Source organism: Burkholderia sp. MSMB1835 (genome assembly GCF_001526365.1).
Classification (GTDB): Bacteria; Pseudomonadota; Gammaproteobacteria; order Burkholderiales; family Burkholderiaceae; genus Burkholderia.
The window spans coordinates 204,266-217,959 of the sequence record NZ_LOYP01000025.1; the positions used below are offsets into that span (position 1 = coordinate 204,266).

Consider the following 13,694-nt stretch of genomic DNA (forward strand, 5'->3'; position numbering starts at 1 on the left):
CGAGCGTCCCGATCAGCCTTGCTGTTCGACGAGCGCGCGCGCGTCGGCGACGTGGCCGCGATACGCTTCGAAGATGTTGCGCAGCGCGTCGTCGAACGTCGCCTGCGGCGCCCAGCCGAGCTCCTGCATCGTGTTGTCGATCTTCGGCACGCGGTTCTGCACGTCCTGGTAGCCGTTGCCGTAGTAGGCGCCGGACGTCGTTTCGACGAGCTTCACCTGCTTGGCCGAATCGGCGTACTCGGGGAATTCCGCGGCCAGTTCGAGCATCTTGTGCGCGAGTTCGCGAACCGAGAAGTTGTTCTTCGGATTCCCGATGTTGTAGATCTTGCCCGACGCGACGCCGCCCTTGTTCTCGATGATCTTCATCAGCGCGCTGATGCCGTCGCCGATATCGGTGAACGCGCGCTTCTGCGAGCCGCCGTCGACGAGGCTGATGTTCTCGCCGCGCACGATGTGGCCGAGGAACTGCGTGACCACGCGCGAGCTGCCTTCCTTCGGCGTGTAGATCGAGTCGAGGCCCGGGCCGATCCAGTTGAACGGACGGAACAGCGTGAAGTTCAGGCCTTCCATCCCGTAGCCCCAGATCACGCGGTCCATCAGCTGCTTCGAGCATGCGTAGATCCAGCGCGGCTTGTTGATCGGGCCGTAGGTGAGCGCCGACGCGTCCGGGTCGAACTGCTCGTCCGAGCACATGCCGTAGACCTCGGAGGTCGACGGGAACACGAGGTGCTTGCCGTACTTGACGGCCGAACGCACGATCGGCAGGTTCGCCTCGAAGTCGAGCTCGAACACGCGCAGCGGCTGCTGCACGTAGGTCGCGGGCGTCGCGATCGCGACGAGCGGCAGGATCACGTCGCACTTCTTCACGTGATACTCGACCCACTCCTTGTTGATCGTGATGTCGCCTTCGAAGAAATGCATCCGCTCGTGGTTGACGAGGTCGCCCAGCCGGTCGGTCTGCATGTCCATGCCGAACACTTCCCAATCGGTGGTTTCAAGAATGCGCTTCGACAGGTGATGGCCGATGAAGCCGTTCACACCCAGGATCAGGACTTTTTTTGCTTTCATGAATGACGGGAAGAATGAATGAACTGCGCGAATTCCGCGGGCGTCACGACGGTTTCGCCGCCGTCGCGCTGCTGCCACAGCTCGAGAATGGATAGGGCGCGGCTGTCGCCGCAGACGCCGAATAGCGCATTATCGCTTACGTGCAGGCCGGGCGGCAAATCTGCCGCGGCCGCCGCCGCCGGGCTGCCGGGCGCCGCGAGGCGCGCGCGCGCGATCACGAAGCGCGCACCGCCGACGTCCGTGAATGCGCCCGGATACGGGGGGGCGACCGCGCGCACCAGGTTGTAGACCTGCGCGGCCGGTTTCGACCAGTCGACGCGGCCGTCCTCGGGATTGCGTCCGCCGTAGTAGCTGCCGGTCGCGAGATCGTTCGGCAGGTGCGGCGCCTCGCCCGCGAGCAGCGCGGGCAGCACGCGCCACAGCGTCTGCTCGGCGGCCACCGTCACCTTGTCGAATACCTGCGCGGCCGTATCGTCCGGCAGGATCGGCACCGCGGTCTGCGCGAGGATCGCGCCCGCGTCGGGCTTGGCGGCCATCTCGTGCAGCGTCGCGCCGGTTTCGGTCTCGCCGTTCAGCACGGCCCAGTTGGTCGGTACCCGACCCCGGTATTTCGGCAGCAGCGAACCATGCATGTTGTATGCACCGCGCGGCGCGATCGCGAGCAGGTCCACCGGCAGCATGTGCCGATAGTAGAACGAGAAGATGAAATCGGGCTGCGCATCGGACACCGCGCGGCGCAGCGCCGGATCGGCGGGATCGGCCGGCGTGACGACCGGAATGCCGTGTTCGGCCGCGACGGACGCGACGCTGCCGAACCAGATGTTCTCGTTCGGATTGTCCTCGTGCGTGACGACCAGCGCGACGTCGACGCCGCGCGCGAGCAGCACCTGCAGGCACCGCACGCCGACGTTGTGATACGCGAAGACGACCGCGCGCGGCTTCATTGCGCGGCTCCCGGGCGGTGTGCGGCGGCCGGCACCGGCGGCACGCCGTCGTGCTGCTCGAGCACGGCCTGGATCAGGTAGCGCGGCCGCGCGCGCACCTGCTGGTAGATGCGGCCGACGTATTCGCCGAGCAGGCCGAGCGCGAAGATGATCACGCCGAGCAGGAAGAACGTGATCGCGAACAGCGTGAACACGCCTTGCACTTCCGCGCCGACGATGAAGCGGCGCACGAGCAGCAGCACGAACAGCGCGGCGGAGCCGAGCGACAGGATCACGCCGATGAACGACAGCCACTGCAACGGCACGACCGAGAAGCCCGTCACCAGGTCGAAGTTCAGCCGGATCAGGCTGTACAGCGAATACTTCGATTCGCCCGCGAAGCGTTCCTCGTGCGCGACCTCGATTTCGGTCGGGTTCTGCGCGAACGTGTACGCAAGGGCGGGGATGAACGTGTTGACTTCGCCGCACACGTTGATCGTGTCGATGATGCGGCGGCTGTACGCGCGCAGCATGCAGCCCTGGTCGGTCATCTTGATGCGCGTGATGCGCTCGCGCAGCCGGTTCATCATCTGCGACGCCTTGCGTCGCCACAGGCTGTCCTGGCGCTGCTTGCGGATCGAGCCGACGTAGTCGTGGCCCTCGCGCATCTTCGCGATCAGCTTGCCGATTTCCTCGGGCGGATTCTGCAGGTCGGCGTCGAGCGTGACGACGATCTCGCCGCGCGATTGCGCGAAGCCGGCGAGGATCGCCATGTGCTGGCCGTAGTTGCCGTTGAGCAGCACCACGCGCGTCGTGTCGGGGCGCACGTGGAACTGGTCGGCGAGCATCGCGGCCGAGCGGTCGCGGCTGCCGTCGTTGATCAGGATCACTTCGTACGACGCGTCGAGTGCGTCGAGCGCCGGATACAGCCGCGCGAACAGCGCGGCGAGGCCGTCTTCCTCGTTGTACACGGGGATGATGACCGATACTTCGGGCCGGCCGGCGTCCAGGTGCGCGGCGCCCGAATGCCCGGCGCGTGCTTCAAGGTGACTCATGTACGCTTATTTTCCGTATTGTTCGCAAATCTGATTGACGGCGTCGACCACGCGACGCACGTCGCCTTCCGTCATCTGCGTAAACAGCGGCAGCGTGACGGTCGACGCGCCGTACCGCTCGGCGTGGGGGAACATGCCCTCCTTGAAACCGCGCGCACGGTACAGCGTGAAAAGATGGATCGCCGGGTAGTGGATGCCCGTGCCGATGCCGCGTTCCTTCATCTGCGCCATGAACTCGGCGCGCGAGATCGACAGCCGCTCGAGCGGCAGCGTGACCAGGAACATGTGCCAGTTGCCGTTCTCGAATTCGGCGACCGGCAGGCCGACGCCGAGCTTCACGGCCGCGCCGCCGTCGAACGCGGCGAAATACGCACGGGCGAGGGCGCGGCGCTGCGCGGTGAAGCGCTCGATGTGCGGCAACTGGCCGAGGCCGACGCGCGCGGCCACGTCGGTCAGGTTGTACTTGCCGCCGAGCACGTCGCAGTCCATCCCGTCGAAGCCGGTGCGCGTGATGCCCTGCAACCGGTACTTCTGCGCGAGCACGGCTTCGTCCTCGTCGTTCAGCACGAGCGCGCCGCCTTCGATCGTCGTCAGGTTCTTGTTCGCGTGGAAGCTGAACGACACGATGTCGCCGATCGCGCCGATGCGCTTGCCGCGCCACGTCGAGCCGAACGCCTGCGCGGCGTCCTCGATCACGCGCAGCTTGTGCGCGCGGGCGATCGCGTACAGGCGGTCCATGTCGACCGGCAGGCCGGACAGGAACACGGGGATGATCGCCTTCGTGCGCGGCGTGATCGCCTGTTCGAGCTTGTCGAGGTCGATGTTGCGCGTGACGGGATCGATGTCGGCGAACACGGGCGTCGCGCCCGTTTCGATGATCACGTTGCTGGTCGAGACCCACGACGCAGGCGTCGTGATCACCTCGTCGCCGGGGCCGACGCCCGCGATGCGCAGGCCGATCTCGAGCGTGCAGGTGCCCGAATTGAATGCGCGGACCGGACGGCCGCCGCAGTACTCGGACAGCGCGGCCTCGAATTTCTGGCACTGCGGGCCGGTGGTGATCCAGCCCGAGCGCAGCACGTCGACGACGCCCTGGATGGTTTCCTCATCGATCTCGGGGCGGGTGAACGGCAGAAACGGAGCAGTAGTCTGGCTCATGAACGCGTTTGGCCTGTAATGGCGTGTAATAAAAGGGTCGGGCGATCCGGCCGAAACCGGCATTAAACACCGGTTGGCGGATTCGCACCGTGATTTTTTGTAGGCGGACGCTTAACGCGGCGGGCCGTGTTCAGCTGCGCGCCAGCACGAGCACGCCGATCAGGATGATGCCGATGCCGACGAGCCGCTGGACCGACAACACCTCGCCGAACAGGTACCACGCCGCGAACGCGTTGACGACGTAGCCGAGCGACAGCATCGGGTACGCGATCGACACGTCGACCCGCGACAGCCCGAGGATCCACACGACGACGCTCAGCACGTAGCAGCCGAGACCGCCGATGATCGGCAACTGGGTCGCGATCTTGAGCCCGACCGGGATGATGTTCGCACGGCTGAATTCGAAGTGTCCAACGGCGTTGACGCCGGCTTTCAGCAGAAGTTGCGCACAGGCGTTGAGCATCACGCCGGTGATGATGCAGACGAACGAAACGGGATTCATGCGGCGGGCGTCCTTACGATTGCGGTTTCTCGACGATCACGCGGCGGTTGTCGCGCGCGATCACGCGCATCGGCACGCCTTCCTTGACCAGCGCGTCGTACTGGCCGGGCGCCATGATCGCGAGCGCATGGGTGTCCTGCTTCCAGCGCGCGATCCATTCGCCGACGGTCGGGATCCACTTGTTCGGCTCGACCGAGATCCCGAACGCGAGCTCGTCCTGGCGCTGCACCATGATCGTCGTGTGGCCCATGTAGAACGGGAACGTGTGATCGAGCATCTCGACCGAGTAGAACGGCGTGTCGGGCGGCAGTTTCGCCAGTTCGGCGCGCACGGCCGGCGCGAGCAGCGCGCCCGAGCTGTAGCGGCCGAACTCGTCGTGTCCGGTGCCGCCGATCGTGCCGAACGCGAGCCACGCGGCGCCGAATGCGGCGAGCGCGGCGGCCACGCCCGCGCGGCGGTTCAGCCACGCGGCCGCGAGCGTCAGCGCGGCCGAGACCGCGAGACCGGCGTACAGCCACATCTGGAAGGCGCGATACAGCGCGTTCGGCGTGCGGGCGTCGCCCTGGTAAGCGAGGAAGATGATCCCGAACGCCGCGGCGACGAAGAACACGAGGTAGCCGAGCAGATGGCGACGGAAGCGCTCGGCCGTCATCAGCGGCAGGTACGCGCCGATGATCAGCGCGAGCGCCGGCGCGACCGGCAGCACGTACGAGATCAGCTTCGAATGCGACGCGCTGAAGAACAGGAAGATGAACGCGCTCCAGATCAGCAGCACGAGCATCGGCGAGAAGCCGTTCGGCTGGCGCGGCATGCGCAGCGCATGACGGATGCTCTGCCAGGCGACCGACAGCCACGGCAGGAAGCCGACCAGCAGCACCGGCACGAAGTAGTACAGCGGGCCCGGGCGGTTCTGTTCCGGGGTCAGGTACCGGCGGAACTGCTGGACGATGAAGAAGAAGTTGAAGAATTCGGGGTTGCGCTGCTGGACGAGCACGAACCACGGCAGGACGATCGCGAAGAAGATCACGAGGCCGCTGACCAGGTACAGGCGCTTCCACAACGCCCAGTCGCGCGCGATCAGCGTATACAGCACGAGCACGGCGCCGGGCAGGATCAGGCCGACGAGGCCCTTGGACAGCACCGCGAACGCCATCGCGGCCCAGCACGCCCACATCCAGCCGCGCACCGCGGCCGGGCGCAGCCCGGGCCGTTGCGCGAGCAGCAGCGAGCAGAGCGACAGCGCCATCCAGAACGCGAGCCCCATGTCGAGCGCGTTGAAGTGGCCCATCAGGTTCCAGTACGGCGAGCTGGCGAGCACGACGGCCGCGAGGAAGCCCGACAGCGGGTTGAACAGGCGCGCGCCGGTGTAGCCGACGAGCAGCACGCCGGCGAAGCTCGCCACCGCGGTATACAGACGCGCCTGCCATTCGCCGATGCCGAACCACGCGAACGTCAGCGCGTTCAGCCAGGTTTGCAGCGGCGGCTTCTCGAAGTACTTGTAGCCGTTGTAGCGCGGCGTGATCCAGTCGCCGGTGACGAACATCTCGCGCGCCATTTCCGCATAGCGGCCTTCGTCGCTCGGGATCAGGTGGCGCAGCCCGAGCGGCGCGAACCAGACGATCGCGAGCGCGACGAGCAGGAGGACGAGCGTGATGCGATTGAGCGGTAGCCTCGACGGCGTATCGTTCATGGGTTTTCAGCCTGTTTGGTTGTTGTGACGGGCCGCCGGCGGATGCGCCGGGGCCGGGCGGCCTGGCCGGGGCGATCCGGGGATCGACCCGCTGTGCCGGCCCGATTTTTACCGCATCGGGGGTTAACGTTCAATTAAGAGCGCGGCGGCGACTTTGCGGCCCTCGGCCATCAGGATGTTGTAGGTGCGGCAGGCGGCCTGGAAATCCATCGTCTCGACGCCGATCCGCTTCGCGGTGAGCGCCGCGACGAGCCGCGGGTGCGGGAAGCGCAGCCGCGCGCCGCTGCCGAAGATCACGAGCTCGGGCGTCGGGTCGAGCAGCATCGCGAAATGCTCGGGCGCGAGCGCGTCGAACGACGACACGGGCCAGGCCTGGACCGGCGCGCCGGGCAGCACGATGACGCTCGTTTCATGGCGTTCGAGGTTGACGTCGACATAATCGGGGCCGTAGCCGGTGACGGTATTGAGCGCGCCGCTCGTGTCCTGGTGCAGTTTCAAATCGGTATTCCGCGGTTCCGTAGGGGAATGGGTTGGCGGGGCCGTACGGCCCGGCTGGCCGGTTTCGCGCCCTCGGGCACGCGCGGACGCCCGACGGCGCGGGCCCGGCGCGGCTATGGTGCATTGCGAAAGTCGGCCAAAATCCGCTAAATTATAACTTTTTGGTCGCCTGCGGGCGCCACTTGCGTCGTGCGCCGCCACAAGCTGCGTCCGACCGCCGCTTTTTCCCAGCCTAGACAGCGCGCACAGACCGGCCGCTTTCCAGTTTTGATCCCGTCCCCCCGGCCGCAAGGCCAACCCAGGAACCGTGTCGTCGTGAAACCGATTCAGAAGTCGAACAAGCTGCTCAACGTCTGCTACGACATCCGTGGCCCGGTGCTCGAGCACGCGAAGCGCCTCGAGGAAGAAGGCCACCGCATCATCAAGCTGAACATCGGCAACCTCGCGCCGTTCGGGTTCGACGCGCCGGACGAGATCATCCAGGACATGATCCGCAACCTGCCGGCGTCGTCCGGCTATTCGGATTCGAAGGGCGTATTCTCGGCGCGCAAGGCCGTGATGCACTACACGCAGGAAAAGGGCGTCGTCGGCGTCGGCCTCGACGACATCTACATCGGCAACGGCGCGTCCGAGCTGATCGTGATGGCGACCCAGGCGCTGCTGAACGACGGCGACGAAGTGCTGCTGCCCGCGCCCGACTACCCGCTGTGGACGGCGGCCGTGAGCCTGTCGGGCGGCACGCCCGTGCACTACGTGTGCGACGAGCAGAACGCGTGGATGCCCGATCTCGACGACATCCGCAGCAAGATCACGCCGAACACGAAGGCGATCGTCGTGATCAACCCGAACAATCCGACCGGCGCGCTTTATTCCGACGAATTGCTGCTCGAGTTGCTCGAGATCGCGCGTCAGCACGGGCTGATCGTGTTCGCCGACGAGGTCTACGACAAGATCGTCTACGACGGCCTCGAGCACACCGCGCTGGGTGCGCTGTCGGAGGACGTGATCACCGTCACGTTCAACAGTCTGTCGAAGAGCTATCGGTCGTGCGGCTATCGCGCGGGCTGGATGGCCGTGTCGGGCCTCGGCGGCGACAACCGCCGGCGCGCGAAGGACTACCTCGAGGGGCTCGGCATCCTGTCGTCGATGCGCCTGTGCGCGAACGTGCCCGGCCAGTTCGCGATCCAGACGGCGCTCGGCGGCTACCAGAGCATCAACGAGCTGATCGTGCCGAGCGGGCGCCTGTACAAGCAGCGCGAACTCGCGTACGACATGCTCACGTCGATCCCGGGCGTGACCTGCGTGAAGCCGCAGGCCGCGCTGTACATGTTTCCGCGCCTCGACCCGAAGCTCTACCCGATCCAGAACGACCAGCAGTTCATTCTCGACCTGCTGCTCGAGGAGCGCGTGCTGCTCGTGCAGGGCACGGGTTTCAACTGGGCGACGCCGGACCACTTCCGCGTGGTCTTCCTGCCGAACCTCGACGACCTGGCCGATTCGATCAATCGGATCGCACGCTTTCTCGACGGCTACCGCAAGCGCCATTCGGTCTGAACGGGCAGAGGCCGCACGGAACTCACTACTTCTTACTCATCGATCACACGCAGCATGGAACCGATCAAAGTTGGCCTGTTGGGCTTCGGCACCGTCGGCAGCGGCACCTTCACGGTGTTGCACCGCAACCAGGAAGAAATCAAACGACGCGCGGGGCGCGGCATCGAGGTCGCGCGCATCGCCGTGCGCAACCCGGCCAAGGCGCAGGCCGCGCTCGGCGCTCACGCCGGCACCGCGCAGATCACCGACGATTTCAACGCGGTCGTCGACGATCCGTCGATCGCGATCGTCGCCGAGATGATCGGCGGCACGGGCACCGCGCGCGAACTCGTGCTGCGCGCGATCGCGAACGGCAAGCACGTCGTGACGGCGAACAAGGCGCTGCTCGCGGTGCACGGCACCGAGATCTTCGAAGCCGCGCGCGAGCAAGGCGTGATGGTCGCGTTCGAGGCGGCCGTCGCCGGCGGCATCCCGATCATCAAGGCGCTGCGCGAAGGCCTGACCGCGAACCGCATCCAGTACATCGCCGGCATCATCAACGGCACGACGAACTACATCCTGTCGGAAATGCGCGACCGCGGGCTCGACTTCGCGACCGCGCTGAAGGCCGCGCAGGAACTCGGCTACGCGGAAGCCGATCCGACCTTCGACATCGAAGGCGTCGACGCCGCGCACAAGGCGACGATCATGAGCGCGATCGCGTTCGGCGTGCCGGTGCAGTTCGACCGCGCATACGTCGAAGGCATCAGCAAGCTCGACGCGACCGACATCCGCTACGCGGAGGAGCTCGGCTACCGGATCAAGCTGCTCGGCATCGCGCGCCGCGCCGCGAACGGCATCGAGCTGCGCGTGCACCCGACGCTGATCCCGGAAAAGCGCCTGCTCGCGAACGTCGAGGGCGCGATGAACGCGGTCGTCGTGCATGGCGATGCGGTCGGCACGACGCTGTACTACGGCAAGGGTGCGGGCGCGGAGCCGACTGCGTCGGCCGTGGTCGCGGATCTCGTCGACGTCACGCGCCTGCATACGGCCGATCCCGAGCATCGCGTGCCGCACCTCGCGTTCCAGCCGGACAGCCTGTCGAACACGCCGATTTTGCCGATCGAGGAAGTGACGAGCGGCTACTACCTGCGCCTGCGCGTCGCCGACCAGACCGGCGTGCTCGCCGCCATCACGCGCATCCTCGCCGAGTCGGGCATCTCGATCGACGCGCTGCTGCAGAAGGAATCGGAGCAGATCGACGGCGCGAACGGCGAAACCGACATCATCCTGATCACGCACGAAACGGTCGAGAAGAACGTCAATGCGGCGATCGCACAAATCGAGAGCCTCGCGACCGTCGTGTCGAAGGTGACGAAGCTGCGCATGGAAGCGCTGAACTGAGGCTGACGACATGAACTACATCTCCACGCGCGGCGCCGGCATCGGCGAGCGCCACACGTTCTCCGACATCCTGCTCGGCGGTCTCGCGAAGGACGGCGGGCTCTATCTGCCGGCCGAATACCCGAAGGTCTCCGCCGACGAGCTCGCGCGCTGGCGCACGCTGCCGTACGCGGACCTCGCATTCGAGATTCTGTCGAAGTTCTGCGACGACGTGTCGGCCGACGACCTGCGCGCGATCACGCGGCGCACGTATACGGCCGCCGTGTACAGCAACACGCGCCACGGCGAGAACGCGTCCGACATCACGCCGCTGAAGACGCTCGGCACCGAGAACGGTGCGGCGCTGTCGCTGCTCGAACTGTCGAACGGCCCGACGCTCGCGTTCAAGGACATGGCGATGCAGTTGCTCGGCAACCTGTTCGAGTACACGCTCGCGAAGCACGGCGAAACGCTGAACATCCTCGGCGCGACGTCGGGCGACACCGGCAGCGCGGCCGAATACGCGATGCGCGGCAAGGCCGGCGTGCGTGTGTTCATGCTGTCGCCGCACAAGAAGATGAGCGCGTTCCAGACGGCGCAGATGTTCAGCCTGCAGGATCCGAACATCTTCAACCTCGCGGTCGAAGGCGTGTTCGACGATTGCCAGGACATCGTGAAGGCCGTGTCGAACGATCATGCGTTCAAGGCGCGGCAGAAGATCGGCACGGTCAACTCGATCAACTGGGCGCGTGTCGTCGCGCAGGTCGTGTACTACTTCAAGGGCTACTTCGCGGCGACGCGGTCCAACGACGAGCGCGTGTCGTTTACGGTGCCGTCGGGCAATTTCGGCAACGTCTGCGCGGGCCACATCGCGCGGATGATGGGGCTGCCGATCGCGAAGCTGGTGGTCGCGACCAACGAGAACGACGTGCTCGACGAGTTCTTCCGCACCGGCGCGTATCGCGTGCGCAGCGCCGAGAACACCTATCACACGAGCAGCCCAAGCATGGACATCTCGAAGGCATCCAACTTCGAGCGCTTCGTGTTCGACCTGCTCGGCCGCGACCCGGCCCGCGTGATGCAGCTGTTCCGCGACGTCGAGGAGAAGGGCGGGTTCGATCTCGCGGCGAGCGGCGATTTCGCGCGCGTGGCGCAGTTCGGCTTCGTGTCGGGCCGCAGCAGCCACGCCGACCGTATCGCGACGATTCGCGACGTGTTCTCGCGTTACGACACGATGATCGATACGCATACGGCCGACGGCGTGAAGGTCGCGCGCGAGCATCTGGAGGCCGGCGTGCCGATGGTCGTGCTCGAGACGGCGCAGCCGATCAAGTTCGGCGAGACGATCCGCGAAGCGCTCGATCGCGAAGCCGAGCGGCCGGCCGCATTCGACGGGCTCGAGGCGTTGCCGCAGCGCTTCGAGGTCGTGAAGGCCGATGCGCAGCAGGTGAAGGACTTCATCGCCGCCCATACGGGCGCATGACGCGCGGCCGGGCCTGCGGGCCCGGTCGTGCAGGACGGCCGGAATGCCGATTCGTCGAACGGATCGGGTTCCGGCCGTTTCGTTTGGCCCGCGGCATCGCAGGTGGCGCGAAACGCGTGCCAAATCCACGGGTTCGCGCCGATCACGGCCTTCGCATGTCCGCCATATCGCGCGCCCGCGTGGCGGCGTCGCTACAATGACGTACTGACTCCAACGATTCCCGATTCCATCGATGTCGAACCCGAATCCTGCGGCGCCGCGCGCGCCGATGCTGTCGACCGCCGAGGCGCTCGCCGCGCTGCTCGATGCCGCGCAGCCGCTGCCCGGCGCCGAAACCGTCGCCACGCTCGACGCGCTCGGCCGCGTGCTGGCGGCCGACGTAAGCTCGCCGCTCGACGTGCCGCCGATGCATACGAGCGCGATGGACGGTTATGCGGTGCGCGTCGCCGACCTGCTGCACGGCGATCGACGCCTGCCGGTGTCGCAGCGCATTCCGGCCGGCCATCCGGCCGCGCCGCTCGCGGCCGGCACGGCCGCGCGGATCTTCACCGGCGCGACGGTGCCGCCCGGCGCCGACGCCGTCGTGATGCAGGAGCAGACGTCGGCCGACGGCGACGCGGTCGAGATTCTCCACACGCCGAAGGCCGGCGAATGGATCACCGCGCAGGGCGCGGACATCCGGCAGGGTGCGGTGATCCTGCCGGCCGGCACGCGGCTCACGCCGCAGGCGCTCGGCCTGGCCGCATCGGTCGGCTGCGCGCAACTGTCGGTCGCGCGGCGGATTCGCGTGGCGGTATTCTTCACCGGCGACGAACTGACGATGCCCGGCGAGCCGCTGAAGCCCGGTGCAATCTACAACTCGAACCGCTTCACGCTGCGCGGGCTGCTCGAGCGGCTCGGCTGTCACGTGACCGACTACGGGATCGTGCCCGACTCGCTGGCCGCGACGCGCGACACGCTGCGCGAGGCCGCTCGCGATCACGACGTGATCCTGACGAGCGGCGGCGTGTCGGTCGGCGACGAGGATCACGTGAAGCCGGCCGTCGAGGCCGAAGGGCGGCTCGCGCTGTGGCAGATCGCGATGAAGCCCGGCAAGCCGCTCGCGTACGGCGCGGTGCGCCGCGGCGACGAGCGCGCCGACGCGCATTTCATCGGGCTGCCCGGCAACCCCGTCTCGAGCTTCGTCACGTTCCTGCTGTTCGTGCGGCCGTTCCTGCTGCGCCTGTCCGGCGTGCGCGACGTCGCGCCGCGCGCGTTGTCGCTGCGTGCCGATTTTTCGCAGAGCAAGGGCGACCGGCGCAACGAATTCCTGCGTGCGCGCGTCAATGCGGCCGGCGGCCTCGACCTGTTCCCGAACCAGAGCTCGGCCGTGCTCACGTCGACGGTCTGGGGCGACGGCCTGATCGACAATCCGCCGCAACACGCGATCAGCGCAGGCGAGACCGTGCGTTTCATCCCGTTTTCCGAATTGCTGTCGTAACGCGGCGGCTCCCCGAACCATGAAGATTCAGCTGAAATTTTTTGCAAGCGTGCGTGAAGCCCTGGGCGTGGCCGACGAAGAAGCCGACGTGCCGGACAGCGTGACGACCGTCGGCGACGTGCGCGCGTGGCTGCGCGTGCGCGGCGGCGCGTGGGCCGAGACGCTCGCCGAAGGGCGCGCATTGCGCATGGCCTGCAACCACGAGATGACCGACCCCGACACGCGGCTCACCGAAGGGTGCGAGGTCGCGTTCTTCCCGCCGGTGACGGGCGGTTGAGGCTTGCAGGGGACCCGGGCAAGCGCTGAAGCGCTCACTCGGGTCGACCGCGATGCATGGGACCCGAGGAGCAAGCGCTGAAGCGCTAACTCTGGTCGACAGGAGCAGACGATGGCTATGGTGCGAGTCCAGACCGACGATTTCGATCTGAATGCCGAAGTGGCGGCGTTGCGTGCGCGCAACCCGAAGATCGGCGCGGTCGCGTGCTTCGTCGGCACGGTGCGCGACCTGAACGAAGGCGATGCGGTCGCCGTCATGGAACTCGAGCACTATCCGGGCATGACCGAGAAGGCACTCGAGAAGATCGCGGCCGAGGCCGGCCGGCGCTGGCCGGGCATCGACGTCGCGATCGTGCATCGCGTCGGCAGGCTGCTGCCCCTCGACCAGATCGTGATGGTCGCGACGGTCGCGTCGCACCGCGGCGATGCGTTCGCGTCGTGCGAGTTCGTGATGGACTATCTGAAGACCGAAGCGCCGTTCTGGAAAAAGGAAACGACGCCGGACGGCGAGCGCTGGGTCGATGCGCGCAGTACCGACGACGCCGCGCTCGCGCGCTGGGGCCTCGAGTCGGGCAACACGCCGCGCTGAGCGCGGCACCCGGGCGATGCGGCGACGTGCCGCATGCACGCCATCGTCGTGCGTGA

The 13,694-nt window shown here is 66.9% G+C and carries 13 protein-coding genes; 6 read left to right on the forward strand and 7 right to left on the reverse strand.

The genetic code is table 11. The features are described 5' to 3' along the window. Positions 1 to 12: 12 nt before the first annotated feature. The 7 genes from WS96_RS11575 to WS96_RS11605 all read right to left on the reverse strand — a co-directional run bounded on the left by WS96_RS11575 (position 13) and on the right by WS96_RS11605 (position 6,894). Positions 13 to 1,068, reverse strand: coding sequence for a bifunctional UDP-4-keto-pentose/UDP-xylose synthase (locus tag WS96_RS11575; protein ID WP_006478632.1), 1,056 nt, complete (start codon positions 1,066 to 1,068; stop codon positions 13 to 15). Continuing rightward, complete coding sequence (locus WS96_RS11580; protein WP_059832625.1) at positions 1,065 to 2,012, reverse strand: formyltransferase; 948 nt, start codon at positions 2,010 to 2,012, stop codon at positions 1,065 to 1,067. Before WS96_RS11580 ends, WS96_RS11575 begins: the two co-directional genes overlap by 4 nt. After that, positions 2,009 to 3,046, reverse strand: a complete 1,038-nt coding sequence (locus WS96_RS11585) for a glycosyltransferase (RefSeq protein WP_059824840.1) — start codon at positions 3,044 to 3,046, stop codon at positions 2,009 to 2,011. The genes WS96_RS11580 and WS96_RS11585 overlap by 4 nt, the downstream gene beginning before the upstream one ends. A gap of 6 nt (positions 3,047 to 3,052) precedes the next feature. Then, positions 3,053 to 4,204, reverse strand: a complete 1,152-nt coding sequence (locus tag WS96_RS11590; protein ID WP_034207479.1) for a DegT/DnrJ/EryC1/StrS family aminotransferase — start codon at positions 4,202 to 4,204, stop codon at positions 3,053 to 3,055. A 130-nt stretch (positions 4,205 to 4,334) separates the two neighbouring features. Continuing rightward, the gene (locus tag WS96_RS11595; RefSeq protein WP_014896865.1) at positions 4,335 to 4,706 is read right to left on the reverse strand and encodes an EamA family transporter; all 372 of its coding nucleotides are present in this window, start codon (positions 4,704 to 4,706) and stop codon (positions 4,335 to 4,337) included. 13 nt (positions 4,707 to 4,719) lie between these two features. Further along, positions 4,720 to 6,396 (reverse strand): glycosyltransferase family 39 protein, encoded by a 1,677-nt coding sequence (locus WS96_RS11600; protein WP_059832627.1) that lies wholly within the window; start codon positions 6,394 to 6,396, stop codon positions 4,720 to 4,722. 123 nt (positions 6,397 to 6,519) lie between these two features. Beyond that, positions 6,520 to 6,894, reverse strand: coding sequence for an Mth938-like domain-containing protein (locus WS96_RS11605; RefSeq protein WP_012328660.1), 375 nt, complete (start codon positions 6,892 to 6,894; stop codon positions 6,520 to 6,522). Positions 6,895 to 7,209: 315 nt separating this feature from the next. Here WS96_RS11605 and WS96_RS11610 point away from each other — a divergent pair, with 315 nt between their 5' ends. From WS96_RS11610 to WS96_RS11635, 6 genes are all read left to right on the forward strand, one after another. After that, positions 7,210 to 8,448 carry a pyridoxal phosphate-dependent aminotransferase gene (locus WS96_RS11610; protein WP_034207477.1) on the forward strand — a complete coding sequence of 413 codons (1,239 nt, stop codon included), beginning with the start codon at positions 7,210 to 7,212 and terminating at the stop codon, positions 8,446 to 8,448. A 54-nt stretch (positions 8,449 to 8,502) separates the two neighbouring features. Beyond that, positions 8,503 to 9,831 carry a homoserine dehydrogenase gene (locus tag WS96_RS11615; RefSeq protein WP_059832629.1) on the forward strand — a complete coding sequence of 443 codons (1,329 nt, stop codon included), beginning with the start codon at positions 8,503 to 8,505 and terminating at the stop codon, positions 9,829 to 9,831. 10 nt (positions 9,832 to 9,841) lie between these two features. After that, the gene (gene thrC / locus WS96_RS11620; protein WP_059832631.1) at positions 9,842 to 11,293 is read left to right on the forward strand and encodes a threonine synthase; all 1,452 of its coding nucleotides are present in this window, start codon (positions 9,842 to 9,844) and stop codon (positions 11,291 to 11,293) included. Between the two features lie 232 nt (positions 11,294 to 11,525). After that, positions 11,526 to 12,773: a molybdopterin molybdotransferase MoeA gene (locus tag WS96_RS11625; protein WP_059781015.1), complete on the forward strand. Its 1,248-nt coding sequence runs from the start codon at positions 11,526 to 11,528 to the stop codon at positions 12,771 to 12,773. Between the two features lie 19 nt (positions 12,774 to 12,792). Next, positions 12,793 to 13,050, forward strand: a complete 258-nt coding sequence (gene moaD / locus WS96_RS11630; protein WP_034207474.1) for a molybdopterin converting factor subunit 1 — start codon at positions 12,793 to 12,795, stop codon at positions 13,048 to 13,050. A gap of 111 nt (positions 13,051 to 13,161) precedes the next feature. Further along, entirely contained in the window at positions 13,162 to 13,638 is a 477-nt protein-coding gene (locus WS96_RS11635; protein ID WP_059824828.1) for a molybdenum cofactor biosynthesis protein MoaE, read from the forward strand. Positions 13,639 to 13,694 lie beyond the last annotated feature (56 nt).

Bases quoted from the DNA above. Each gene is read 5' to 3' on its own strand.
- WS96_RS11575 (WP_006478632.1), bottom strand. From the start codon at position 1,068: ATGAAAGCAAAAAAAGTCCTGATCCTGGGTGTGAACGGCTTCATCGGC.
- WS96_RS11580 (WP_059832625.1), bottom strand. From the start codon at position 2,012: ATGAAGCCGCGCGCGGTCGTCTTCGCGTATCACAACGTCGGCGTGCGG.
- WS96_RS11585 (WP_059824840.1), bottom strand. From the start codon at position 3,046: ATGAGTCACCTTGAAGCACGCGCCGGGCATTCGGGCGCCGCGCACCTG.
- WS96_RS11590 (WP_034207479.1), bottom strand. From the start codon at position 4,204: ATGAGCCAGACTACTGCTCCGTTTCTGCCGTTCACCCGCCCCGAGATC.
- WS96_RS11595 (WP_014896865.1), bottom strand. From the start codon at position 4,706: ATGAATCCCGTTTCGTTCGTCTGCATCATCACCGGCGTGATGCTCAAC.
- WS96_RS11600 (WP_059832627.1), bottom strand. From the start codon at position 6,396: ATGAACGATACGCCGTCGAGGCTACCGCTCAATCGCATCACGCTCGTC.
- WS96_RS11615 (WP_059832629.1), top strand. From the start codon at position 8,503: ATGGAACCGATCAAAGTTGGCCTGTTGGGCTTCGGCACCGTCGGCAGC.
- thrC (WP_059832631.1), top strand. From the start codon at position 9,842: ATGAACTACATCTCCACGCGCGGCGCCGGCATCGGCGAGCGCCACACG.
- WS96_RS11625 (WP_059781015.1), top strand. From the start codon at position 11,526: ATGTCGAACCCGAATCCTGCGGCGCCGCGCGCGCCGATGCTGTCGACC.
- moaD (WP_034207474.1), top strand. From the start codon at position 12,793: ATGAAGATTCAGCTGAAATTTTTTGCAAGCGTGCGTGAAGCCCTGGGC.
- WS96_RS11635 (WP_059824828.1), top strand. From the start codon at position 13,162: ATGGCTATGGTGCGAGTCCAGACCGACGATTTCGATCTGAATGCCGAA.